25 protein-coding genes and 1 other annotated feature are annotated in these 22,533 nt (G+C 39.6%); of the genes, 2 read left to right on the forward strand and 23 right to left on the reverse strand.

Annotated elements, in window-relative coordinates:
* Position 1: 1 nt before the first annotated feature.
* The 23 genes from PB1_RS14720 to PB1_RS14830 all read right to left on the reverse strand — a co-directional run bounded on the left by PB1_RS14720 (position 2) and on the right by PB1_RS14830 (position 21,277).
* On the reverse strand, positions 2-331 hold the full coding sequence (locus tag PB1_RS14720; protein WP_004438292.1) for a ribosomal-processing cysteine protease Prp: 330 nt from the start codon (positions 329-331) through the stop codon (positions 2-4).
* A 12-nt stretch (positions 332-343) separates the two neighbouring features.
* Positions 344-652, reverse strand: coding sequence for a 50S ribosomal protein L21 (gene rplU / locus PB1_RS14725; protein WP_004438294.1), 309 nt, complete (start codon positions 650-652; stop codon positions 344-346).
* 13 nt (positions 653-665) lie between these two features.
* Positions 666-744 (reverse strand) — a sequence feature (ribosomal protein L21 leader region).
* 108 nt (positions 745-852) lie between these two features.
* Positions 853-2,349, reverse strand: coding sequence for an Rne/Rng family ribonuclease (locus PB1_RS14730; protein ID WP_004438296.1), 1,497 nt, complete (start codon positions 2,347-2,349; stop codon positions 853-855).
* A 41-nt stretch (positions 2,350-2,390) separates the two neighbouring features.
* Positions 2,391-3,263 (reverse strand): M50 family metallopeptidase, encoded by an 873-nt coding sequence (locus PB1_RS14735; protein WP_004438299.1) that lies wholly within the window; start codon positions 3,261-3,263, stop codon positions 2,391-2,393.
* The gene (locus tag PB1_RS14740) at positions 3,256-4,029 is read right to left on the reverse strand and encodes a M23 family metallopeptidase (RefSeq protein WP_004438303.1); all 774 of its coding nucleotides are present in this window, start codon (positions 4,027-4,029) and stop codon (positions 3,256-3,258) included. Before PB1_RS14740 ends, PB1_RS14735 begins: the two co-directional genes overlap by 8 nt.
* A gap of 215 nt (positions 4,030-4,244) precedes the next feature.
* On the reverse strand, positions 4,245-5,051 hold the full coding sequence (minD, locus tag PB1_RS14745; protein WP_004438307.1) for a septum site-determining protein MinD: 807 nt from the start codon (positions 5,049-5,051) through the stop codon (positions 4,245-4,247).
* Between the two features lies 1 nt (position 5,052).
* Positions 5,053-5,733 (reverse strand): septum site-determining protein MinC, encoded by a 681-nt coding sequence (gene minC, locus PB1_RS14750; protein ID WP_004438309.1) that lies wholly within the window; start codon positions 5,731-5,733, stop codon positions 5,053-5,055.
* A 434-nt stretch (positions 5,734-6,167) separates the two neighbouring features.
* Positions 6,168-6,683, reverse strand: a complete 516-nt coding sequence (gene mreD, locus PB1_RS14755; protein ID WP_004438312.1) for a rod shape-determining protein MreD — start codon at positions 6,681-6,683, stop codon at positions 6,168-6,170.
* Positions 6,680-7,564: a rod shape-determining protein MreC gene (gene mreC / locus PB1_RS14760; RefSeq protein WP_004438315.1), complete on the reverse strand. Its 885-nt coding sequence runs from the start codon at positions 7,562-7,564 to the stop codon at positions 6,680-6,682. Before mreC ends, mreD begins: the two co-directional genes overlap by 4 nt.
* A gap of 24 nt (positions 7,565-7,588) precedes the next feature.
* The gene (locus PB1_RS14765; protein ID WP_004438317.1) at positions 7,589-8,611 is read right to left on the reverse strand and encodes a rod shape-determining protein; all 1,023 of its coding nucleotides are present in this window, start codon (positions 8,609-8,611) and stop codon (positions 7,589-7,591) included.
* 156 nt (positions 8,612-8,767) lie between these two features.
* Positions 8,768-9,439 carry a RadC family protein gene (gene radC, locus PB1_RS14770; RefSeq protein ID WP_174269869.1) on the reverse strand — a complete coding sequence of 224 codons (672 nt, stop codon included), beginning with the start codon at positions 9,437-9,439 and terminating at the stop codon, positions 8,768-8,770.
* Positions 9,440-9,520: 81 nt separating this feature from the next.
* Complete coding sequence (locus PB1_RS14775) at positions 9,521-10,093, reverse strand: Maf family protein (protein ID WP_004438322.1); 573 nt, start codon at positions 10,091-10,093, stop codon at positions 9,521-9,523.
* A 272-nt stretch (positions 10,094-10,365) separates the two neighbouring features.
* Positions 10,366-11,409: a hypothetical protein gene (locus PB1_RS14780; RefSeq protein ID WP_004438324.1), complete on the reverse strand. Its 1,044-nt coding sequence runs from the start codon at positions 11,407-11,409 to the stop codon at positions 10,366-10,368.
* Between the two features lie 87 nt (positions 11,410-11,496).
* The gene (locus tag PB1_RS14785; protein WP_004438327.1) at positions 11,497-12,282 is read right to left on the reverse strand and encodes a hypothetical protein; all 786 of its coding nucleotides are present in this window, start codon (positions 12,280-12,282) and stop codon (positions 11,497-11,499) included.
* Positions 12,279-12,953, reverse strand: a complete 675-nt coding sequence (locus PB1_RS14790; protein WP_004438329.1) for a hypothetical protein — start codon at positions 12,951-12,953, stop codon at positions 12,279-12,281. The genes PB1_RS14785 and PB1_RS14790 overlap by 4 nt, the downstream gene beginning before the upstream one ends.
* Before the next feature lie 2 nt (positions 12,954-12,955).
* On the reverse strand, positions 12,956-13,945 hold the full coding sequence (pilM, locus tag PB1_RS14795; RefSeq protein WP_004438331.1) for a type IV pilus biogenesis protein PilM: 990 nt from the start codon (positions 13,943-13,945) through the stop codon (positions 12,956-12,958).
* 12 nt (positions 13,946-13,957) lie between these two features.
* Complete coding sequence (locus tag PB1_RS14800; RefSeq protein WP_004438334.1) at positions 13,958-14,710, reverse strand: prepilin peptidase; 753 nt, start codon at positions 14,708-14,710, stop codon at positions 13,958-13,960.
* 2 nt (positions 14,711-14,712) lie between these two features.
* Positions 14,713-15,123 carry a type II secretion system protein gene (locus PB1_RS14805; RefSeq protein WP_004438337.1) on the reverse strand — a complete coding sequence of 137 codons (411 nt, stop codon included), beginning with the start codon at positions 15,121-15,123 and terminating at the stop codon, positions 14,713-14,715.
* Positions 15,124-15,234: 111 nt separating this feature from the next.
* Positions 15,235-16,440 (reverse strand): type II secretion system F family protein, encoded by a 1,206-nt coding sequence (locus PB1_RS14810; protein WP_004438339.1) that lies wholly within the window; start codon positions 16,438-16,440, stop codon positions 15,235-15,237.
* A gap of 1 nt (position 16,441) precedes the next feature.
* Complete coding sequence (locus PB1_RS14815) at positions 16,442-17,482, reverse strand: type IV pilus twitching motility protein PilT (RefSeq protein WP_004438342.1); 1,041 nt, start codon at positions 17,480-17,482, stop codon at positions 16,442-16,444.
* A gap of 12 nt (positions 17,483-17,494) precedes the next feature.
* Positions 17,495-19,156, reverse strand: a complete 1,662-nt coding sequence (locus tag PB1_RS14820) for a GspE/PulE family protein (RefSeq protein ID WP_004438345.1) — start codon at positions 19,154-19,156, stop codon at positions 17,495-17,497.
* 22 nt (positions 19,157-19,178) lie between these two features.
* The gene (locus PB1_RS14825) at positions 19,179-20,549 is read right to left on the reverse strand and encodes a VanW family protein (RefSeq protein ID WP_004438348.1); all 1,371 of its coding nucleotides are present in this window, start codon (positions 20,547-20,549) and stop codon (positions 19,179-19,181) included.
* Positions 20,546-21,277, reverse strand: a complete 732-nt coding sequence (locus PB1_RS14830; RefSeq protein WP_004438350.1) for a YrzE family protein — start codon at positions 21,275-21,277, stop codon at positions 20,546-20,548. Before PB1_RS14830 ends, PB1_RS14825 begins: the two co-directional genes overlap by 4 nt.
* 162 nt (positions 21,278-21,439) lie before the next feature.
* Here PB1_RS14830 and PB1_RS14835 point away from each other — a divergent pair, with 162 nt between their 5' ends.
* The gene (locus PB1_RS14835; RefSeq protein WP_004438354.1) at positions 21,440-21,952 is read left to right on the forward strand and encodes a type IV pilus modification PilV family protein; all 513 of its coding nucleotides are present in this window, start codon (positions 21,440-21,442) and stop codon (positions 21,950-21,952) included.
* Positions 21,936-22,532, forward strand: coding sequence for a hypothetical protein (locus PB1_RS14840; protein ID WP_004438357.1), 597 nt, complete (start codon positions 21,936-21,938; stop codon positions 22,530-22,532). The genes PB1_RS14835 and PB1_RS14840 overlap by 17 nt, the downstream gene beginning before the upstream one ends.
* Position 22,533 lies beyond the last annotated feature (1 nt).

Raw genomic sequence — 22,533 nt, forward strand, 5'->3', positions numbered from 1 at the left:
CCTATTTGTAGGTAATTTTTATGTGCTCTCCGTAATCTCTTTCAATCGTTTGCAATGAAACGACCATTCCTTCAAGAAGGAGTTGTACTTTCTCTTGTGCTTCTTTTGGGATATCCAATGGAAATTCACATCGGAGAAAACCGGAATCTCTTTGTTCGATGACAGGTTCAATGCCTGTTAACGCAATCACTGAATTAACAGCGCCGAAAGATACAGCAGAAGCACCTGCACAAACAATATCATTGCCATACCCGGCAAATCCGGCATGTCCACTCATTATAAATGATTTAATTTGTCCGGATTCTGTACGATTAATCGTAATCTTAATCATCGGTAAACAACCTTATGCGTTGATTTTTTCAATCACAACTTTTGTGTAAGGCTGACGATGACCTTGCTTTTTGCGCTGGTTTTTCTTCGCCTTGTACTTGAAGACAATGATTTTCTTTTGACGTCCTTGCTTTTCAACTTTCCCTGTAACAGTAGCGCCTTCTACTAATGGGCTTCCTACTTTTACATTATCGCCGCCTACGAAAAGGACCTTGTCAAAAGTAACTGTGTCGCCTTCTTGAGCGTTAAGCTTTTCGATATAGATCGTTTGGCCTTCTTCTACTTTAACCTGCTTACCGCCAGTTTCGATTATAGCATACATGAATTGCACCTCCTTATGGACTAAGACTCGCCATCACAGGTGTTTTGCAGCAACAAAATCTTAATACCTGCTCTGTGCGGTTGTAGCACGGGTGCGCTACAAACATAACATGAAAATACTATCACGATTTTTGCAGAGTGTCAATAGGAAGGTCAGACCCTTCAAATACAACATCTTTTTCAAACTCAAATAAAGCCATTCTATATATTGTCATTGTTGGAGGGTGAAAGCCCTCTATGAGTCAGCCTCTCAAAGCGTCTGATATGATAAAAAGGTTTCGGAGAATCGTCTTTAATCTCAAATTTTATTTTCAATCCAAGCAGTTCTTCAAGCCGGATTTGGTGAATATAATTTTCCCCGGTAAAAATATTAGCTACCTCTCTAGTTGTTTCAATTAACACACCGTCATAATCAGAATGCCGGTATTCCCAAAGTTCCCGTTCAAGCCGGAAAGCAATCGTTTCAGGGCTTAATACCCTGCCAGTTCCTTCACAAACAGCGCATTTTACGGTCAAAGCCTCGGAAATGGCCACCTTCGTTTTCTTCCTTGTCAGCTGCAAAATTCCTAGCGGAGTAAATCCAATCACTTTTGTTCTTCTGTCATCTTTTGTTAACTCGGATTGTATTTTCTGAAGGACCCGCTCACGGTCTTCCTCTTTCTGCATATCTATAAAATCAATTAAAATAATTCCACCAATGTCCCTAATCCTTATTTGGCGCGCAGCTTCTTCTGCAGCCGCTAAATTCACGGAAACAACCGTATCATGCAAGTCATTTTTGCCTGAATATTTCCCGGTATTTACATCAATGACCGTAAGTGCCTCCGCTTCATCAAAAATAAGGTAGGCCCCATTTTCAAGCCAGACAATGCGCTTTAATGCTTTTTCGATCTGGTGTTCGATTTCCCAGGCACTGAAAATATTTTCCTTGCCTTTATATAATGTTACATTCATATTAATTTTTTCAGCTTTGACATATCGTTCGATTTTGTTTTTTAGACGAATATCATCAACAATAACTTCTCCTCTGCCATACGTTTTTATTTCCGAAATCAATTGTTCATAAAACAAATCTTTTTCAAAGAGCAGCCCAGGATTTTTCCTCGAGGAGGCAGTCCTTTCAAGCTCCTTATACATATTTCTAAGCTCCTCAAGTTCACTCGCAAGCGCTGCTTCTGATTGATTTTCTGAACTGGTTCTAAAAATCAGCCCTTCGTATTCAGTTTTAAGTAGTTTTCCGAACCTTCTCCATCGTTCCCTGTTTCGCTCATCAGCAATTTTTTTTGACACTGCTACATACCGGCCATTTGGCAAATATATAATATGTTCCCCTTTAAGCTCGATAATACCGGTAAGCCTGGGCCCTTTCGTTCCGGTAGCATCTTTCTCTACCTGAACGAGAATTTTTTCACCTTGGTGAACTAAAGATGAAATAGATCGGCTGTTCCGCACCTCTTTCGGTCCATCCGATTTTACAAACGCCGGCAATTTATCTCTATGTAAATACCCTGACTTCTCTTCGCCAATATCTACAAATGCCGCGTTCATTCCAGGGAGTATTTTTGAAACAACTCCAAGATACAAATTTCCAACAATTGAATGGCTTTTAGGCTGCTCGATAAAAAATTTTTCAATTGTTTGTCCGTTAAGAAGAGCAAACCGCTTCTCCCTCGTTAGACTGTTGACAATTATTTTCATCAAAATGTTTCCTCGCTTTAATCCAGATCATGAATCTTATTCTACCATTTATAAGTGTATAGCAAATCTCCGACTTTCGCAGAGGTCATTTTTTCAGAAAAATAGGCATGAAGCAGTTCATTTTCGTCAAGAGTACCCTTTTCCTTCCCGTTCTTTTCAATAATAATCGGGTGCTTGCATCCCCGGTGAAACCGTTCCAAAATCTTGATGACCAATTCATCTTCCGTGACGGTAATGGGCTTTAAAGAGCGGATATCACTATTCTTACCGTAATATCTTTCAAGTAAAAATCGGATAAAGACAAACCGCATTTGCTTCCATTCATTATAAACGGAATATGCCAAGAATGCGATAACGATCCAAACATTCAAATTCAAAGGGGCCGTTAATAAAGTAATAATAGTCAAAAGAACGATGGAGCCGATTGAAATGAGTAAAGTAAATTTGTGTGCATCCGGAAACGAATGTTTTAATGAAAAAAATAAAAACAAGAGTTTTCCTCCATCCAGCGGCCAAATCGGCAGAAAGTTAAAAATCAAAATCATAAAATTAAATTGAATAAATAAACCATACCAATAATCCGGCAGCAAGGAAAGTTCATAAAAAAGAAAAGCCAAGCCCATCATCCAAACATGTTGAAGAGGACCTCCAAGAATTATGGCTGCTTCCTCCATTAATGGACGATTTCCGTGTTCTTCAACTTCTGCTACACCGCCAAAAGGCAGCAAAGAAATTTTCTTGATCCTCCATGAAAACAACGAAGCTGCTGCCGCATGTCCCATTTCATGAATAAAAATAATCAACAGGAACAGGCACAGTTCAATAAAACGCGCTGTCAAAACCGCAATTGCAATAACAACCCACAAGAGCGGATGAATGTGAATATGTGAAAGTATGGAAATGATTTTATTCAAAGCGGATCACCTGAATAGGGTCAATAAAATCATCCCCTTTTTTAATTGCAAAATAAAATGCCCCTTTTGTCTCATCTTTCCCTTCAGAAACCGTTCCGACTGGCATGCCTTTTTCAATGTACTGATATAAGATCACATTGATGTTTTCCAAGTTGCCATACCATGACTCGCTTTCATCGCCATGCTTAATTATCACTGTTTTGCCAAATCCTTCTTTTTCACCGGCAAAACGAACATATCCTTCATTCATTGCTTCTACAACCGCACCCTTACCGGTTTCAACCATAATCCTTTGTCCGTTCGCATTAAAATCTTCAAGTATTTTCCCGGAAGCTGGGAGTGCATAATCCTGGCTTGATTCCGATTGGCTTTTCTCCCTATCATCTGTAAAAGGAAGCAGCGCAAGTGGTTTTCCAAATTGTTTTTCATACCAGTCCGATACAGCAGCAAATTGAAAATCTTCTTCCATAGAATTTTTCACAAAATTGCGTGCCGGTTCTAACATATCAGATGGATTGCGAAAAATAATTGCAATAATCAGAACTAAACAAGCCGATAACAAAATTTTCAACATGACGATCTCTTTTCGAAAAAGAGGATGTTCTCCTTCTCCCGGTCCGCCCTCAAAAGTGGAAAGCTTTTCAAACCCGTATTTTTCTTCATCTTCAGCCAAGAAAAAACGGTTTTGAAAATCCCGGGCTGCCCGTTCCTTCTCTTTCTTTCTTTTTGCAATTCTTCTCCGAATATCGTCAGCTCTAGATCCCATTCTCTCCCCACCAATCACTTTTAAAATTTGTACAAGTGTATGAGTTGTTCATTAAGAAAATGACTGTTAAAAGGGAAAAAGAAAAGAGGCTGACTCATTAACAAAGAGCCAGCCCCCTCCAAGACAACATATAGACAAACACTAATAAAGCGATTCTATATATTGTCTTTTTCGGAGGGGGTCAGACACTTATGAGTCAGCCTCTTCCTTAATGATTATGAACGAACACCAAAAAATTTTTTGATCTTCGAGAAGACGCTTTTGCTTTCTTCTTCTAACTGTTGCAGCGGAACAGATTCACCTAAAATCCGGCGGGCAATGTTTCGATATGCAATAGAAGCTTTGCTGTTTGGATTGAGGGCAATCGGCTCCCCATGATTGGAAGCTTTAATTACTTCATCATCATCAGCAACAATTCCGATTAAATCGATGGACAGATGAGCTGTAATTTCATCCACATCCAGCATATCTCCATTTTTCATCATGTGTGTACGAATACGGTTAATAATTAATTTCGGCGGTTCAATATTTTTTTCTTTTTCTAATAATCCGATAATTCGGTCTGCATCCCTTACGGCTGACACTTCAGGAGTAGTAACAACAATAGCTCTGTCTGCACCTGCTACGGCATTTTTATAGCCTTGTTCAATTCCGGCAGGGCAGTCGATAATAATATAGTCATAGTCTTGTTTCAGTTCCATTACTAAATTCTTCATCTGTTCGGGAGCAACGGCTGATTTATCACTAGTTTGTGCAGCTGGGAGCAGAAATAGCAAATCTTCAAAACGCTTATCTTTTACAAGAGCCTGATGAATCTTGCATCTTCCCTCTACAACATCAACAAGATCATAAATAATCCGGTTTTCAAGCCCCATAACCACATCTAAGTTGCGAAGGCCAATATCTGTATCTATAAGACATACACGTTTCCCTTGAAGAGCCAAAGCCGTCCCTAAGTTTGCTGTAGTTGTTGTCTTTCCGACTCCGCCTTTTCCCGATGTCACTACTATTGCTTCTCCCATATTAGCGTCCCCCTTCCAATCTTGTTAACTCTGGTCTGAGATGCATTAATGCTTGTATTCTATCAACGACAATTTGATTGTTTTCATCTATGTATGCACATTCCATTTCCCGGGTTTCCCCTTCCGGATACTGATCGGGTGCACGGTTGATGCAATCACCTATTCGAAGCTGGGAAGGTTTCATAACGAAAGCCGCAATGATTGCCTGCTTGTTCCCTAAATAGCCTGCATGGGCAATTCCTTTTAAGGCCCCCATGATAAAAATATTCCCTCCTGCCATTACGGTTCCGCCAGGGTTCACATCTCCAATCAAAAGAAGATCCCCAGGAACATCGAGGACTTGTCCAGAGCGAATAATCTTTGCGATAGTCACAATTTCACTTTCTGATTTTAAGCGTTCAGCTTCTTCAATCGTCATTACATTTGTTTCAATTTCTTCGACAACAAGATTTTTTTTATGGCGAATAAGCTCTTTTATTTCTGCTTTTTGTTCTTCCGTTAGATATCTATTCCCAACTTTTACTTTAACCGAGATAAGCTGGCGGTCCTCATTAACTCGGTATGCAACAGAAAGCTTCTCATTCAGTTCCTTCTTTAAATCTTCATAAGAACAGGTATCATCCAAGTAGAGGGTCAAACCGGACTTAGTCCCTTTAATCATTACATTTTGTAATTTTTTCATAGCAGGATGTTCACCTCAAAATAGAAAACAAAAATCGCCTCGCTTAGCCCGACAAGCATAGAAAAGATATGCGGAGTCCGCTTCTGTACAAAACAAAAATCATGATTTCTGAAATAACCAAAAAGGCCATTTTAGCGGAGCTCCACCCTTTTTCCACAAAAAACTAACATGAGTTTAAACTCCTAACCACAACATCGAAATTGGATTCATTTTGAAAAATAACCCCAACATAATAAGGCGGTGTGAGCGAAGCCAGGCTTTAAAATATTTACAAAGCTAAACATGTATCTTGCTCTAACAGCTTGTTATTTCTATTTTTGTTAGCGCAGCTCCGCTCCTTTTCCACAAAAAAGAATTCGACAGAAACTGCTTTTTTCCTCTTTTCCATATAAGAAAAGAAGGCCCTTTGAAGCACCTTGCGAAAACCGATCGTCTCATTCTGTCAGATGCTCCGCGAATTTTTCAAATTGTCTTTTCAAAGGGTATGCAGCAATAATCGAAAATGCGAGATTTAAAATAATAGTAGGAAGAAACCTTAATGAAACAAAATGAGGAAAGTTCATATCGGTTCGATGAATTAAAAAATTCATCTCGTACACTCCCAGTTCAAGCAAGGCCACTCCAATAATCGATACAATTGTTACAATCACAATATTCGTTTGAAGAACCTTCATTATTTTCGACACTGCGTAAGCCATCAGCGGAAAAAGGAACAAATAAATTCCCAGAATTTCCGTATAAAACACATCAAATAAAAGCCCGAATACAAATCCGTAAATGATTCCGTATTGTTTATTTCCGTAAACCGTTAAGAAAAAAATTGCAATGATTAAAAAACGTGGAACTAAAATACGGTCACTTGTAAAAGTTCCATCAGGCAATAGATGCACAAAAACACTTTCAATTACAAAAAATGCTGCCAACATAACAGGAAGAAGGAAGCGATTCACAGTTCCTCCTCCTCTTCATTATCATCAATATCACTTACATCCGGCTTCGTCATCTTTCTTTTTACAACCATCACATGGCTAATATCGTAAAGATTAGCTGACGGTTTCACATAGGCCGTTTGTGTTAAGCCGTATTGGTCGGGAACGACATCCACTACTTTTCCGATTTGCAGCAATTTCGGAAAAACGACGCCCAAACCGGAAGTAATCACATTTTGGCCTTTCTTAATTTTCGCATCATAAGGGATTTCTTTAAGCAATAATAATTTTTTCTTCTCGTCATACCCTACAATAAAGCCGTAAAAATTTTTTTCGCCCTGGACAACCGCTGAAACGCGGTTTTTAGGATCCATTGCACTTAGCAGCTGAACAGTCGATGTGAACTTACTTACACTTTTTACTTTTCCGATCAGCCCCTGGGAAGTTATAACAGCCATATCGGCTTCAATTCCATCTGTTTCACCTTTATTAATAATTAACAGTTCATGCCAGCGATCAGGGTTCCTTGCAATTACAGTTGCCTGGGCAGGATCATAATCCCGTAAAGAGTCTTTTTTATCAAGTATATCCTTCAACTCTTCATTTTCTTTCTTTAATTCATGTACTTCTGCCTCCAGACGGGCCAAATCATCAAGACGTGCTTTTAACTCTTTGTTTTCATTATATGTATTTTGCAAGTCCTGCAAGTTTTCAATAAAACCGGCAATAGATTGTGCTGGCCTTGAAACAAGGGATTGAACCCAGCCGGTTGTATCTTTGATTAGCTGTTCCGGCCAGGTGAGTTGTTTCCGATCCCTTAAAGAAAACCCAATCAATGCCACTAGAATAATGATGCTGACAAGTAAGACAATCAGTCTTTTATTCAGGAAGAACTGTGGCATGATTTACACCTCTGTTTTTCTGCATTAGCGAGATTCCTTCGCTTTGTTCTTAAATAAATCGATATGGTCAAGTGCCTTTCCTGTTCCAATTGCCACACAATCGAGCGGATTTTCTGCAATTAAGACAGGCATTTTCGTTTCCTCGCTGATAACCTTGTCCAAATTGCTGAGTAAAGCCCCTCCGCCTGTCAGCACAATTCCCCGGTCCATAATATCCGCTGCTAATTCCGGCGGTGTTTTTTCCAGCGTTACTTTTACAGCATCAACAATTGCATAAACCGTATCATGCAAAGCATTTGCAATTTCTTCAGCAGTAATTTCAATCGTTTTTGGAAGCCCTGTCAACAAGTCACGGCCGCGGATTTCCATGTTTTCAATGCCAACCGGATCGCCGGCAGATCCGATTTCTACTTTAATTGTTTCTGCAGTACGCTCACCAATCATTAGGTTGTAATTTTTACGGATATAGTTAATGATCGCTTCATCCATCTCATCACCGGCAACGCGGATAGATTGGCTTGTAACAATTCCTCCTAAAGAAATGATCGCCACTTCTGTCGTTCCGCCGCCGATATCAACAACCATGCTTCCGGTAGGTTCCCAGACAGGAAGATTGGCGCCAATTGCCGCCGCAAATGGTTCTTCAATTGTAAAAGCATCACGCGCCCCGGCCTGGCGGGTTGCATCGATAACGGCACGTTCTTCAACAGCAGTAATTCCGGATGGAACACAAATCATGACATATGGTTTTCCCGCAAACCAGCCCTTGTTTTTCAGTGCTTGTTTAATATAATATTTCATCATCGTCGCAGTGGTCTCAAAGTCAGCAATTACGCCGTCCTTCATCGGCCGGAGAGCCACGACATTCCCCGGCGTCCTTCCGATCATGTTTTTCGCATCATTTCCGACGGCAACAATTTGCTTTGTGTCCGTTTGTATTGCAACAACGGAAGGTTCTCTGACAACAATTCCTTTCCCTTTTATATACACAAGGGTATTCGCTGTGCCTAAATCAATTCCAAGATCTCTTGTCCCAATTCCAAACATAATTGTATCTCCCTTTCTGATACTTTTGCAAAATAAAATTTGGCGATTTATAATGAAGTTTTTCTTAATTGTTGGTTATAATGGTTGATTTGCCAGCCCGCAGCCAGCAAAAATCATAAATAATATTATATCGCAACGTCAAATAAAATCATAGTGTCATAAATAACCTTTTTCTTTTAAACTCACATATTTATTTTCTCCGATCACTAAATGATCGAGAAGGTCAATTCCAATAATTTTCCCGCACTCGGCAAGCCGTTTTGTGACCTCAATATCCTCTCTGCTTGGTGTAGGGTCTCCCGAAGGATGATTATGAGCGCAAATGATCGATGCCGCAGATCTGCGGAACGCCTCTTTAAATACTTCCCGCGGATGGACAATGGATGCGTTCAAACTTCCAATAAAAATAGTTTGTCTATGAAGCACCTGATTTTTTGTGTTTAAATACAGGCAAACGAAATGCTCTTGTGACAAAAACCTCAAATCATTCATTAAATATTTTGCCCCGTCTTCCGGCGAACGGATCACATAACGATCATCATAACTAAGATTTGCAATTCTCCGTCCTAATTCAACAGCTGCCAAAACTTGAATCGCTTTCGCTTTTCCAATTCCTTTAATTGCCGTGATTTCTTCCAGCGTTGCATCTTTAAGGAGCCTTAACCCCTCAAAATGAGTTAGCAGCCGGTTTGCTAACTGTAACACCGATTCCTCTTTCGTACCGGTCCTTAATAAAATCGCCAATATTTCATGATTAGATAAACTTTCCGGTCCACTTTGGATGAAGCGCTCCCTCGGCCGTTCGTCCTCTGGAAAATCCCGAATCATTAAAGATTGTGTATCCAAATTCATTCCCCCTTAATGTGTCAAAGGGACCTTTTGAGGCGCTGATTTTTGCAGCAATGTTTTTCAATAAGGCAACGAATATCCTGCCTTCCGAAGTTCTCGAACCGTTTTTGACACCGGCAGGCCGACTACACTGAAATAATCTCCGCTGATTTGTTTTACGAGAATGCTTCCAAAGCCTTGAATTCCATAGGCTCCTGCCTTATCAAACGGCTCCCCCGTGCTGATATAAGCTTTGATTTCCTCATCGGTCAGCTCCCAAAATGTGACATCTGTTTTCTCAAAAAATGTTGCGTTTTTTTCAGGAGAGACGATTGCCACCCCTGTAAAAACAGAATGAGTTCTGCCAGACAATAGCTTCAGCATTCCGAAAGCTTCTTCCTTTGTGTGCGGTTTTCCAAGCACCTTTCCATCGACAACAACAATCGTATCGGAGCCAATAATAAATGAAGAAGGATTTTTTTCCGCAACAAAGCTTGCCTTTCGAAACGCCAATTCCATGACAATCTCTTCCGGTTTCATTCCGGGATCAAAGGTTTCATCGACTTCGCTTTTGGAGATTTCAAAAGTTAAGTGAAGATTTTCAAGAAGTTCTTTTCGCCGTGGAGAAGATGAGGCTAAAATGAGGCGCTGCACAAAAAATCACCTTACCTTTACAATCGCATCAATTCGGGAGATACAAGATAATCGTATCAAACTTTTCCTTATCAAACAATTTATAAAAGATATTTTCATAAAAAACGAACATGTTTTTTAACTCCCAACCCTAAAAACGAAAAGAGATTCCACAAAAAAAGTCTGTCGAATAATATTCAAACAGACGTTAATATTTTGTCTTATTTCCCAGAAAATATGCAGAAATTATCTTTTTTCGGAATTACAGCTGAGAGGAAAATGTTTGAAGTTTTTTATAAGCTTTGATAGGCAGCTAGAAAAGAAAGGAGTTCATTTTGCAGTTCTTTTACCTTTTCTAGTTCAGTAGATTTTTGAATGGCATTTGCTCTCTCAATTGCATTAACGAGACGATCTCTAAGTTTTTTTAAATTATTATTTTTGAGGGCGGCCTCTTCTATTTGAAAAATCACTTCTCCCTGCTTATTGAGGCTTTCAGCAGTTTCCCGGGAGATAGAATTGGTCAAGGACGCTTCTGAAGCGGCTCTTGCAAGTATTTCATAGAGAGCGGGAGCTGACTCAAGAAGCTTTCTCTCTGTTTCTTGTAGACCACTCAGTTGTTTTCCGCCAAAATCAAGCGGCTTTGCAAAAACGTTTATCCCGTTGCTTTTCAATCCACTCCCGATTTCCTTTGCATTTTCCATACTGTCTGCCACACTCAAATATACAAAAAATTGTTCGTTCATATTCACGATATGGGCCGGAGCTCCTTTTTGTTCAACAGCAGATTTCGCTTTTTCTGCTGCTTCACTCGTTGAATAAACGCCTTCCTGGACAATAAAAGCAGAAATAGGCGGCACATTTGCCGAAGCAGTTCCTGCTGCAGGCTTTACTTCATCTGCTGCAGGAATAGGTTCTTCAATTTCTTCTGCCGAATTATCAGTGATAACGGACTTTAATAAAATAAGACCAAAGCTGACTCCTAATAAAATGGCAAGAAACACAGAAAAAAAGATAGAGGTGAAAATTCCTTGCGATGTTTTTCGATTTGCAGCTCCGCTCCATCCTTTGTTCTTATTCTTTATTGTCTCATCTGCAATTTTTTTTTCTGCCACTTTCGGTTCATCAGTCAATTCAGGAAGAATCCAATCGAAACTCTCCTCTAAAGATTCCTCAGCAGCTGCCGTTTCATATCTTGTTACGTATTCATCCTTATCCAAACGCTTGTTATATTCGGTCTTTTTTTTTGTATCAGCGTCTTCTGAATGGGCTTCTTTAAACGGACGGTCTTTACCGTTAATTTTGATCGTAATCGTCTGTCCTTTTTCACGCTTGTCCACTTTCCATCCTCCCTTCCTGTCATCAATTCTAGTTTTTAACATCCTAACATATCGGCAAAAAAAAATAACAAGACTTTTGTCGTCTTGTTATCGAATGCTTTCGTCAAATTTTTTGCTAGACTGGATATCAGAAAATCCGCTGAATGGATTTTTCTTGTTTGAAATTCCAGGCGTATCGATAGGTGGCAGTTCTTTTTGCAAATCTTCGAGTTTAGGATAATAATAAGCTGCGATCGTGATTTCAAATTCGATCGGTTTTCGTTCCTGGTCAACCTTATAAATCTCTTCCGGTGCAGTAAAGCTTAAGCTCTCAACTTTGACTATTCGCTGCAAAGATTGAAGGGAATCAATGAACTTTTCCAATTCGAAATACGTATCGGCTTCGCCAATTATGGTTATCGAAGTTTTCTTTACTCCGTTGGGTAAAGTTTCATCTTCGCTTGAGGACGCTTCATCATCCGTTTCTTTCTTATTTGTTTCAGCAATTTTTTCTATAGCCTCTACAGAATCATTCTCGGTGCTTTCAATCGATTCGTCTTCTTCTGTACCGTTTAATTTCATTTCGCTAATATATGTGTCCGAAACGATTTCCGCTTTCTCAATATCAAGCAGCAATTGATCCAAAAGCCTTTTAACCGGTACTTTCTTTTGAAGCTCCATCGTGCTTAAAACTTTTTCGTCTTTTGATTGGTTTAACTTGCTTTCAATGATCGCCGTTTCCTGGTTTATCATTTTCAGTTCCGCTTCTTTTCGATCAATCTTTTGTTTTAACGGCACCAATAGCAGATAGTAACTTCCTGTAAAAAGACTGATAAATAGAAACAAAGCAAGGATTACGAGCAATATTTGCTTTTTCGTAATGTGAAGGTTCAAGGGGAGTCTCCCCCTTCCTCTTCGCCTTTATTTCCTTCCTTTGATTTTTCCATTTCTGATTTATACGCTTGTTTCAGTTCAGCGATATTTAACCTGATTTCATATTCAGCGTAATACCGCGGAAAAAAATTTTTTTTGGCCAAATCTGTTAGTTGATCGTCTGATAGAGGAGTTTTGTTATTGATAATTTCCCAGTCGCCGGCTTTTTCCTTGGTGATTACCGCCTCATCGATCCATTTATAATTCAAAAGCGAGTTCAAATAATAAGCCGCTTCACTTTTCGTATCAAATTGTATGATTAGGTTAATGATGCTGTCCTTTTCAAGGTTGAATTCAGTTAAAAATCCTCTTTCTGGCAATATTTTCGTAAGCTTTTGTAAAACATAAACGAGGTTATATGGCTGTTTTTCTGCCCATTTTATGGCTTTTTCGAGTTCTTGTACAGAGCTCGCCGACTGGAAATCAGCGAGCTTCGTTCTTTTGGCTTCCAAAATTTCATTCGTTAATTGAACTTGATTTTCTACATTTGCAAGTTCCTCTTTCTTTTCGTTCATTTGCCAAATTAAAAAGGCTGCACCAATAAGGATCATTCCTGAGAACGTTACTATGGCAAATAATAAAGATAGGTTTCTCGGTTCTTTTTTGGGAAGGAGGTTGATTTCAACTAGCATGTCTACACCTCTTTTAATCCTAACCCGATATTCAAGTGAAAAGGAGAAACTGCTCGATCTTCCGGTGCAGCCTCAATTGTCCGGCTCTCAATTGTGACAGTCGGAATTTCAAAACGTACTTTGATTTCTTTATAGATTTCCTCTATCCACGGATGGTCCCCATCAATCAGTATTTTTGTAATTTGCCGGTTTCCTTGATTAAGAGAATAACGGTAAAAATTCATGACTCTTTCTGCTTCTTTATAAATGTTTTCGAGCGGATTCAACACTTCCTGACTATCGCCGGAATAGCTGTTCTCTTGATCAGTGGAAGTTGTATGATCCCATTTTGAGACATCAAATTCCAGTGGAAGATGCCTCATAAATACCGGAAGATGGCCCTCAAAAATGCTTATATTAACGGTTAATAAATCAATATGCATCATCATTAAGTTTTCATTCTCGCTGTATTTTTCTTGTTCAAAATACAGTCTGTATAAGGCTAAACATGAGATATCCGCTGCTGCAGGTTTTAATTTTACTTGTTCAAACAAACTTGCATATTCCGTTACCATTTCTTCAGGGGCAGCAAACAAAAGAATTTCTTTTTTCTCATGATCCGAACTGCTGATCGGAAAGTAATCAAATACAGGTTCATCAAATGGCAAATGAATGCTCGTTCCTAGTTCCATATATAAGTACCCTTTTATTTCATCATCTTGAATATCTGCAGGAATCGAAATCTTTCGGATAACCACAAATTGGTCCGGTACGAGGAAACGAATCGGCCTTTTTGCTATTTTCCAATCTTCTACGCATTCTTCGAGTATGGACTCTATCATTTCGAAATCTTTTATTTTGCCATCTTTTATTAAACCAGGCGGCAAAAAACGTTCGCCCCAGCGGGAAATAACTGGCGGATAGGCTTGTTTTAGCTCCGCAAACCGAATCACATAATCTTTCATTGTTAAATTTATCGTCCGTTTATTCCCGAACCGAAAATGCATTCCCATGATGAAAACTCCCTAAAAGAAAGATTTTAAATACCAGTAAACGATTGTTTCGCCACAGAAATATGCACATAGAGTCCCCAAACCGATAAATGGCCCAAAAGGAATTGGGTTTCCTTTTTCAAGCTTTCCCGTTATGCGCCCCGCCAGGCCAAAAACGGCACCAAACACTGTTGCGAAGAAGAAGGAAAGAAGGACGAGCTTTGTTCCAAGCGCTAAGCCGATGACAGCAAACAGTTTAATGTCTCCTCCGCCTATTCCGCCGTTGCTGATGACTGCTATAAATAGCAGCAGGCCAAAGCCGGCAGCTGCACCCGCAATCGAATCCCACCATGGGGAAAGCGGCAGAAAAATCCGCTCTAATAAAAAAATCACTGCAAATACAAGCAGGACTTTGTCTGGGATAATCATATATTTATAATCTGACACAAATACGATAACAAAAAGAGAGATGAGCGTCCAAGCGATGAAGAGCTCGGCATTCCATCCGATGACAAACGGAGCGAAAACAAAAAGCACTCCCGTCATCAGTTCTACGAATGGATATAAGGGAGAAATGGACGCCTTGCAGCGTCTGCATTTTCCCCCTTGTATGACAAAAGATACAACCGGTATAAGTTCAAGCGGCCCTAACGTATGTCCGCAGCTCGGACAATGTGAGCGCGGCTTGACAATGGATTGCTTTAATGGCACCCGCAGGCCGACGACGTTGAAGAAGGAGCCTAAGATAATCCCATAAAAGAAAGTAATAATATAAAGAATATTCATATCTAATTGGCATTTGTATAAGTTTGAAGTTCTGCTTCAGTTACTGTATTATCATTTCCTGCATCTGGTACAATACTCGCTGCACCATGATCAACTAAGGTGTAGGTATGTTTGTTTCCGCTTTTTCCCACAGTTACGCTAAAATCATTGTCTTTCACATTATCTAAATATTGTGAAAGATCATTAGCAGAAATGGAAGTTACATTTGGATTGGTTGTAACATATAGCTTTGCTGCGTTAATGATTTGAATACCCTCTGCTACAGTGGCATCACTTTTGCTCTTATTAATCAATCCCCCAATACTCGGTACGGCAATCGCAGAAATAATCCCTAAAATAACGATTACTGCCAAAAGTTCAATCAACGTTAACCCCTTCTGATTTTTAAGTCTTTTTCTTAATTTTTGCAGCATAACTCTCTCCCTTTCCATAGTAATTTTGGACTAAAAATGATTCTTTCGACCTTATTATACTAGAATTAAAAGGTATTTAAAGGTGAATTTTTTAAAAATTTGTAAAAAATATCAGCGAACTTGTTGGAAAATCTTGAACATTGGAACCATTATCGAAGTTACAATGGTGCCGACTATGCCGGCAAGAACGACGATCATGATCGGTTCGATCAGGGACTTTATCCGGTCGGTGGAATTTTCTACTTCCCGTTCATAAAAGTCAGCTACTTTTGCTAGCATTGAATCAAGTGATCCCGATTCTTCTCCGATCGCGATCATTTGCGATACTAATGGAGGAAATGCCCAATGTTTTCGCATTGGTTCCGTCAGTGATTTTCCTTGTTCAAGAGAATCACGGGATCTGCGGAGCACACTTGCAATCACTTCATTTTCGACGATGCTTTCAACAATAGTAAGTGCCTGAAGAATCGGCACTGAACTTGCAAAAAGCGAACTGAGCGTTCTTGTCATTCTTGCCAGGGCGGCTTTTTGGAGCATCTTCCCGAAAACCGGAATTCGGAGCAAAAAATAATCTAAATAATACTTTGTATTTCTATTATTTCTAATTACGCCGACTACGCTCAAACAGGCTGCAAAAAATAAAATAAACAGCCACCAAAACTTTTGCAAAAATTTGCTGGAATTCAGCACAAATTGCGTAATTGCCGGAAGTTCACCGCCAAAATCTTTAAACATATCAATGAACGTCGGTACAACCTTTACTAACAAGAAAGTAACAATGGCTATGGAAAACAGGCCGACGGCAATCGGATATGCAAGCGCTGAAACGATTTTTTGTTTCGTAAAATGTTGTTTCTCAAAATGAACGGCTAATCGCTCAAGCGTGTCATCCATATTTCCTCCGGCTTCTCCCGCTTTTACCATATTGACAAACATGCTCGAAAAAATCTTTTTATGCTTCCCAGCTGCCTCAGACAACGGCTTTCCTTCCCGCAAGTCTTGTTCAATCGCAATGAGCGCTTTCTTTAACGCTTTGCTTTCTGTCTGCTGCGCTAATATAGCTGTCGCTTCAACTACAGAAACTCCTGCCCTTAACAGCGTTGAAAACTGCCGCAAATAAATGACAAAATCTTGCAGCTTGACCGGTTTTCCGATCGTAATCTCCTTCGTCCACAGCGTTTCGGGAATTTCATTCATTTCAAGAACGCGAATGCCTTTTTGTTTTAGCTGCAGCATCGCTTCTCTTTTTGAAACTGCAGTGACAATTCCGGTTCTTTTCCCTTTTAGGTCGCGTCCGCTGTATTTGAAACGAGGCATGTTAATTCACCTTTTCCTGTATATAAGGAATCGTTGCATCCGCTGACACACGGCCCGACTCGATAAGCTCTTTTATGCTCGCTTCAAGCGTATGCATTCCTTGGACTCTCGATGTTTGCATGATGTTAACGATTTGGTGGACCTTCTCATTTCTGATTAAGTTTGAAACTGCTGAATTGTTAATTAATATTTCCGTTGCTGCTACTCTCCCTTTTTTATCGACTTTTGGAAACAAGCGTTGCGAAATGATCGCCACAAGAACGGATGCAAGTTGTATTCTGATTTGTGCTTGCTGGGAAGGAGGAAATACGTCGATAATTCTGTTAATCGTCGCCGGTGCACTTGATGTATGAAGCGTACCGAAGACGAGATGGCCTGTTTCCGCTGCAGTGATGGCAGTGTGAATCGTTTCAAGATCTCGCATTTCTCCAACCATAATGACATCGGGATCCTGCCTTAGCGCTGCTCTTAATCCGTTTGCAAAATTGTTTGTATCAAACCCGACTTCCCGCTGGTCAATGATGCATGTTCCATGTTTATGCAAATATTCAATCGGATCTTCAAGAGTAATGATATGCTTCCGCATGGTTTGATTCATATAGTTGATCATCGCGGCAAGTGTTGTCGATTTGCCGCTCCCTGTCGGCCCTGTGACGAGAACGAGGCCTTGAGGTTTTTCAGCGATGGTAGAAAGGACAGGCGGCAGATCCAGCTCCAGTAGTGACGGAATTTTTGTCGGAACAATCCGAATGGCCATGGAAATGCACGATCTTTGAAAATACGTATTGATACGGAAACGGGAAACTCCAGGAATCCCGTATGAAAAATCAAGCTCTCCTTTTTCCTTAAATTGCACCCACAAATTTTCCGGAATGATTGCTTTTGCCATTCCCTCGGTATCGGCAGGGGTAAGCGGGTCCTTTCCAAATCGCTTCAATTCGCCATGAATTCGAAAGACAGGTGGAACCCCGACGGTAAGATGAATATCGGACGCTTTTAATTCAAAACCGGCACGAAGCAAATGATCCATTTTGTTTTTCATGGCTTGCACCTCCTATTCAGGGATGGCGACACGCAAAATTTCTTCTGTCGTCGTGATGCCCTGCTTCACTTTTAAGAGACCGTCATCGATTAAAAAGATCGTTTTGTTTTTTATCGCCAGTTCTCTTAATTTCGAAAAAGCTTCTCCATTCATAATGACTTTTCTCATGTCATCATCAACAACAAGTACTTCATGAATGGCGATCCTTCCTTTATAGCCTGTCATATTGCAAGATGCGCACCCTCTGCCGCGCACCACTTTCTCAATCTTCAATCCGCGTCTTCCGAAAATTTCAATCTCTCGTTTAGTCGGAAGCTGCGTTTCAGCGCAATCACGGCACACTTTCCGAACGAGGCGCTGGGCTATGATGCCGCTTATGGATGAAGCAACCAGGAACGGTTCAACTCCCATATCCAACAGCCTTGTAATCGTTCCTAAAGAATCATTTGTGTGAAGGGTGCTAAGCACGAGATGCCCTGTTAAAGACGCCCGAATGGCGACTTCAACCGTTTCTTTATCGCGGATTTCCCCGACCATAATGACATTCGGATCCTGCCGCAAGATGGCCCGGAGCCCTTGTGCAAACGTCATGCCAACATTCGGATTTACCTGGATTTGGTTAATGCCTTCGAGCTGGTATTCGACCGGATCTTCAATAGTGATAATATTTACTTCTTCACTGTTTAATCGGTTCAAGGCTGCGTAAAGGGTGGATGATTTTCCTGAACCAGTAGGCCCTGTAATCAGTACAATTCCATTCGGTTTTTCAATCATTCCTATAAACCTGGCCAGGTTCACTTTATTAAACCCGAGTTTATGAATGTCATTCAATGCGCTGCCAAGGTCTAGCAAGCGTATGACGATTTTCTCGCCATAAACGGTGGGCAGCGTCGACACCCGGAGATCAACAGGATGAAAATCCAAATTGATCTTCATTCGCCCGTCCTGGGGAATGCGTTGCTCCGTAATATCCAATTTCGCCATTATCTTAATTCTTGCTGTCAAAACGCTTTGCATATGTTTTGGCAGAACGCGCTCCGTTCGTAGCACACCATCAATTCTGTAGCGAATGGCAACCTTTGTCTCCTGCGGGTCAATGTGGATATCGCTCGCTTTCATCTCTGCGGCGGTCGATAAAATTTGATTAACGAGACGAACAACGGGTGAATCTTGATCGGCTATTTTTTCTTCTTCCGCTTCCTGCCCCGCCGATGCATCCGTCAACAGCTCCTCGAAACCCTCATTTATGTCATAGTACTTGTTAATCGCTCGAAGAATATCATCTTTCGTGGCAATTGCCGGTTCGATTTGAAAACCGGTTGAAAGCCTTAAGTCATCTATCGTGTAAAAATCCATCGGGTCTGCCATGGCAATATACAGCTTATCTCCGTCTTTCTTTAGAGGAAATATGAGATTTCTTTTTGCAACATCCTTCGGAACAATGTGAAAAAGTTTCGGGTCAAAAGGATAACGATATAAACTCACATGAGGAATTCCAAGCTGAAACTCTAAAACTTCAATCAACTGCTGTTCGGTAATATAGCCCAGTTGGAGCAAAGCATCCCCCAGTTTTTGATCTTTACTCTTTTCCTTTAAAGCCGTTTGCAGCTGCTCCTCTGTTATTAAGCCGGCATCAACTAAAAGATCTCCAAGCCTTTTACGTGTTTGTTTCATTATCAATCCCTGCTTTATTTCCTTATTTGACCATTTCGTTCGGTTTTCCCCATAAATCGCTTTCCTGTTTTGTTTCATGATCGGTTTGATTAGAAGGTTCTTCACGGCTTCCATTTTCAGGAATAGAAGGTTCCTTTTTCTTATCTGCAGTTTCAGGATTGGACGCGGCAGGAGTCTCCGTTGATTGTCCACTCTTTTCATCAGCGAAATTGTTTTCTTTTTCATTTATCGAAGAATCTTTTTCAATTAAACTTCTTCTGATTACGATCGGAACCGGCGGATAAAAATCTTCTGATAGCAGCTCTTTTTTTAAACGATTCCCATTTTTATCCGCAGTTTCCCGAAAAACTTTCACCAAGATACCTTCTTTTCTTTTATCAATTGTGATTATTTTGCCGAAAGGCAGCTGTGCACTGTATTGAATAATTGTCTTAGGTTTAAAAGTTTGTTTGTCTTCTGTTTTAACTTTGTATTGATAGGCAAATGTTGTTCCTTTTAAAGATACATAGAAAAGATCATTAATCATTTTAAATTCTAATAGATACTTTTCGCTATTCGGGTTCGTAAACACTAGGTCCATATTTTTATTTCGATTGATTTTTGCTTCATACCCTGCATCTATATATGACGGCAATTCTCTGCCTATATGGCGTTCAGTAATGGCGAAATTTGTCGGAAGCACCGTTTTGTAAATCGCAGTGGCTATCATACTTAATGCCTCAGAAGGAAAAGATTCCGCATTGCTTTCCTTGATCGTTTTTAAAATAGAAAATTGTGACTGTGGAACGATCTCAATGGATGGGAACTGCTCGGTCCATTTCTGCAAATACTCCAAATTTCCGTCTGCTTTGATCGTCGTTTCAGAAATGACCTCTTTTTCTTCACCTGCCAATAAATATTCATCTATATTAATAGAATGCTCTCCTGCTTCAAGCATAGAGGCAAAAATAACGAGATCCTGTATGAACCGATCGAAATCAAATGTATCGGTATGAATCTCTTGCAACGTGAATTCTTCTATAAAAGCCAGCAATCGTTCTTCATCCACTTTTACAACAAGCTGATTGGCCTTTCCGTTTTCGACCGTATCGATCGACTTCTTAAGGTCAAAAAGAAAATAATCCAAATCCATTTTTGTAGCCGTTTCTTTATAATGAAACGTTACAGTTGTGTTTTCAGACCATTCTTTTTGTTTTTCCATAACGAGATTCAAAGCTTCAGCTTTTGATAATCCTGAAATATCAATTTCGCTTATTCTCGTATTTTTTTCATAAACATCTTTATTTGATACGAATTTATCGAACGCCGCCGCTCCAAAATGAGAAAAACTGAATAGAAAAGCAGTACAAAAAATTAGGACGAGAAAGAGCTTTGCTGCCTGAGGTTTCCTCACGATGGGCCTCCTCCTTTACCAAGTTTGTTTGATTGAGAAAGAAAATCATCCTCCCTTGGTTCTTCATGTACAATTTCAGATTCCATGATGATCTTTTCCAGTTCAGCCATGTAATCCGCTTCATTTTCAATTTCCTTGCTCGCTTCTGATTCATTATCTGTTTTCTCGGAAATTTCAGCCTCTTCTTGAACAAGATCTGTTAATAATGAATCGTCCAAATAAAGATTCTCCATATCTTCAGCCAATGAAGGGACTGTTTCTTCGAGTAATTCCGAATTTCGAGCTAAAGTGACATTGTCCTCATCGAAGCTTTCGGAAACTTCATTTTGAAGAGAATCACTTAATTCGATTTCATCCATTTCAACGGTTTGCGAAACATCCAAATCATCATTTTCAGTCGGGATATGTACTGGATAAGAATGAGATTGATGCGCATTTACAGGTTCTAACAGCTGATCAGCTCCCTCTGCGATCTTTTCAACGTCTTCAAATAGAGCAGACTCCATTCTTTTAATTAAGATATAAGTTATGCAAATGGTTAGAATAAAAAGGATAAGTCCTGTTTTCCATAAACCGAGAGACCTATTCGCAACCAAACCGAAAGAAGCTAGTAAAAAAGAAACGGTCAAGACTATTAATTTTCCTTTTTTCGTTAAGCCGGTGGGTATAAAATAAAGTATAGGAACTAAAAAAATGAGTGAAAGCGTGAGAAATAGAAAGGATATCATTCTTTCACTCCTCCCATAATAGGATAAAAGAATTAATAGAGCAGTTTTTGCAAATTTTCAACGTTTTTTTGGCGTTTTTCCTTATTTCGACCATTTAAGACAAAGTTTAAAGGCTACAAGTATTGTATAATATTATAAGATTTTTTGAAAGAAGGGAGCAAAATGAATCTAAAAAAATTCCTTCATAATTCAAAAGGATTAACATTAATCGAAATTTTGGTATCCCTTACGATATTAGGAATTATTATGATAGGTTGTATGAAATTTTTCACACAAGCTTATTCTTATACGAATATGAATCAAAAGAAAACAGCGGCCATCAATGTGGCAAGAAATGCGATGATGTATATCGAAAATGAGAGTTTTATTGAAATCCGACAAAAATTTGAAGAGGATCCGAAGGAAGAACTAACGTTAATGATTTGCGATAATCCAGAGGATAAAGATGATCCGAATGATCCTTACGAAAAATTTTGGAATGGAGAAGCTCCCGGTTCATCGTGTTCGCCAATTACTGTGAACGATATAAAATATGATGTAAAAGTTCGTGCAGATTTAGACAAAGACAATCGTGATTTTTTTCTGCCTATTACAGTTGAAGTGCAATGGGTCATTAATGACAAGGAGAACAAGATCGAAATTGAAGGGGTAATGAAGAGTGAAGATATTCGATGAAAAAGGGGTTACTTTATATGAGCTACTCGCGACCTTTGCGATCACGATGATTGTTCTCCCTGTTATATATGGCGTTTTTACATCCGGAATCAAGTTGTACAATAAAATTCAAATTGAGGGGCAGCTGCGGGACGAAGCAGATTATGCCGCAACGATGGTGATGAATACCTTTTATTCCTTCCCATTTGATTATGTGAAGGGATGCGGTGAAAATGAAAGTAAAAATTGTATCGTACTTATTGATGGAACGTATACCGATATCCAAGATGTCAAAGGTATCGAAAAAGGCCAGAGCGGACACTTTTACGATATTAATCAAGAAAAAAAATATGATGAAGAGCGTACTTTGCGTATCGCTTTAACAGATGAAAATAATCAAGAAAAAACACAAATCACGATCGACGGAACACCCTTAGAAGGAATTGCTGACTTTAAAGACTCCAAGATTTCGTTTGCTTGCTATAAATATAAAGATAACGAAACGAATGAATGTGAAAGCGGCATCATTTACCTTGACTTTTTTTTGCAACATGAAAGATTGGAAAAACCGCTAGAATTAGAGAGCGAATTCGGATTCTAAA

It is taken from the genome of Bacillus methanolicus PB1 (genome assembly GCF_000262755.1).
Classification (GTDB): domain Bacteria; phylum Bacillota; class Bacilli; order Bacillales; family Cytobacillaceae; genus Bacillus_Z; species Bacillus_Z methanolicus.

Coding starts and splice junctions, on each gene's coding strand:
- radC (WP_174269869.1), bottom strand. CDS start 9,439: ATGATTCGGGATTTTCCAGAGGACGAACGGCCGAGGGAGCGCTTCATC.
- PB1_RS14800 (WP_004438334.1), bottom strand. CDS start 14,710: ATGAATATTCTTTATATTATTACTTTCTTTTATGGGATTATCTTAGGC.
- PB1_RS14830 (WP_004438350.1), bottom strand. CDS start 21,277: ATGATATCCTTTCTATTTCTCACGCTTTCACTCATTTTTTTAGTTCCT.
- PB1_RS14835 (WP_004438354.1), top strand. CDS start 21,440: ATGAATCTAAAAAAATTCCTTCATAATTCAAAAGGATTAACATTAATC.
- PB1_RS14720 (WP_004438292.1), bottom strand. CDS start 331: ATGATTAAGATTACGATTAATCGTACAGAATCCGGACAAATTAAATCA.
- PB1_RS14790 (WP_004438329.1), bottom strand. CDS start 12,953: ATGCTAGTTGAAATCAACCTCCTTCCCAAAAAAGAACCGAGAAACCTA.
- PB1_RS14820 (WP_004438345.1), bottom strand. CDS start 19,156: ATGAAACAAACACGTAAAAGGCTTGGAGATCTTTTAGTTGATGCCGGC.
- PB1_RS14765 (WP_004438317.1), bottom strand. CDS start 8,611: ATGTTTGGAATTGGGACAAGAGATCTTGGAATTGATTTAGGCACAGCG.
- minC (WP_004438309.1), bottom strand. CDS start 5,733: ATGAAAAAATTACAAAATGTAATGATTAAAGGGACTAAGTCCGGTTTG.
- rplU (WP_004438294.1), bottom strand. CDS start 652: ATGTATGCTATAATCGAAACTGGCGGTAAGCAGGTTAAAGTAGAAGAA.
- PB1_RS14805 (WP_004438337.1), bottom strand. CDS start 15,123: ATGCTGCAAAAATTAAGAAAAAGACTTAAAAATCAGAAGGGGTTAACG.
- PB1_RS14815 (WP_004438342.1), bottom strand. CDS start 17,482: ATGAAAAACAAAATGGATCATTTGCTTCGTGCCGGTTTTGAATTAAAA.
- PB1_RS14740 (WP_004438303.1), bottom strand. CDS start 4,029: ATGGGATCTAGAGCTGACGATATTCGGAGAAGAATTGCAAAAAGAAAG.
- minD (WP_004438307.1), bottom strand. CDS start 5,051: ATGGGAGAAGCAATAGTAGTGACATCGGGAAAAGGCGGAGTCGGAAAG.
- PB1_RS14810 (WP_004438339.1), bottom strand. CDS start 16,440: ATGCCTCGTTTCAAATACAGCGGACGCGACCTAAAAGGGAAAAGAACC.
- mreC (WP_004438315.1), bottom strand. CDS start 7,564: ATGCCACAGTTCTTCCTGAATAAAAGACTGATTGTCTTACTTGTCAGC.
- PB1_RS14730 (WP_004438296.1), bottom strand. CDS start 2,349: ATGAAAATAATTGTCAACAGTCTAACGAGGGAGAAGCGGTTTGCTCTT.
- pilM (WP_004438331.1), bottom strand. CDS start 13,945: ATGGGAATGCATTTTCGGTTCGGGAATAAACGGACGATAAATTTAACA.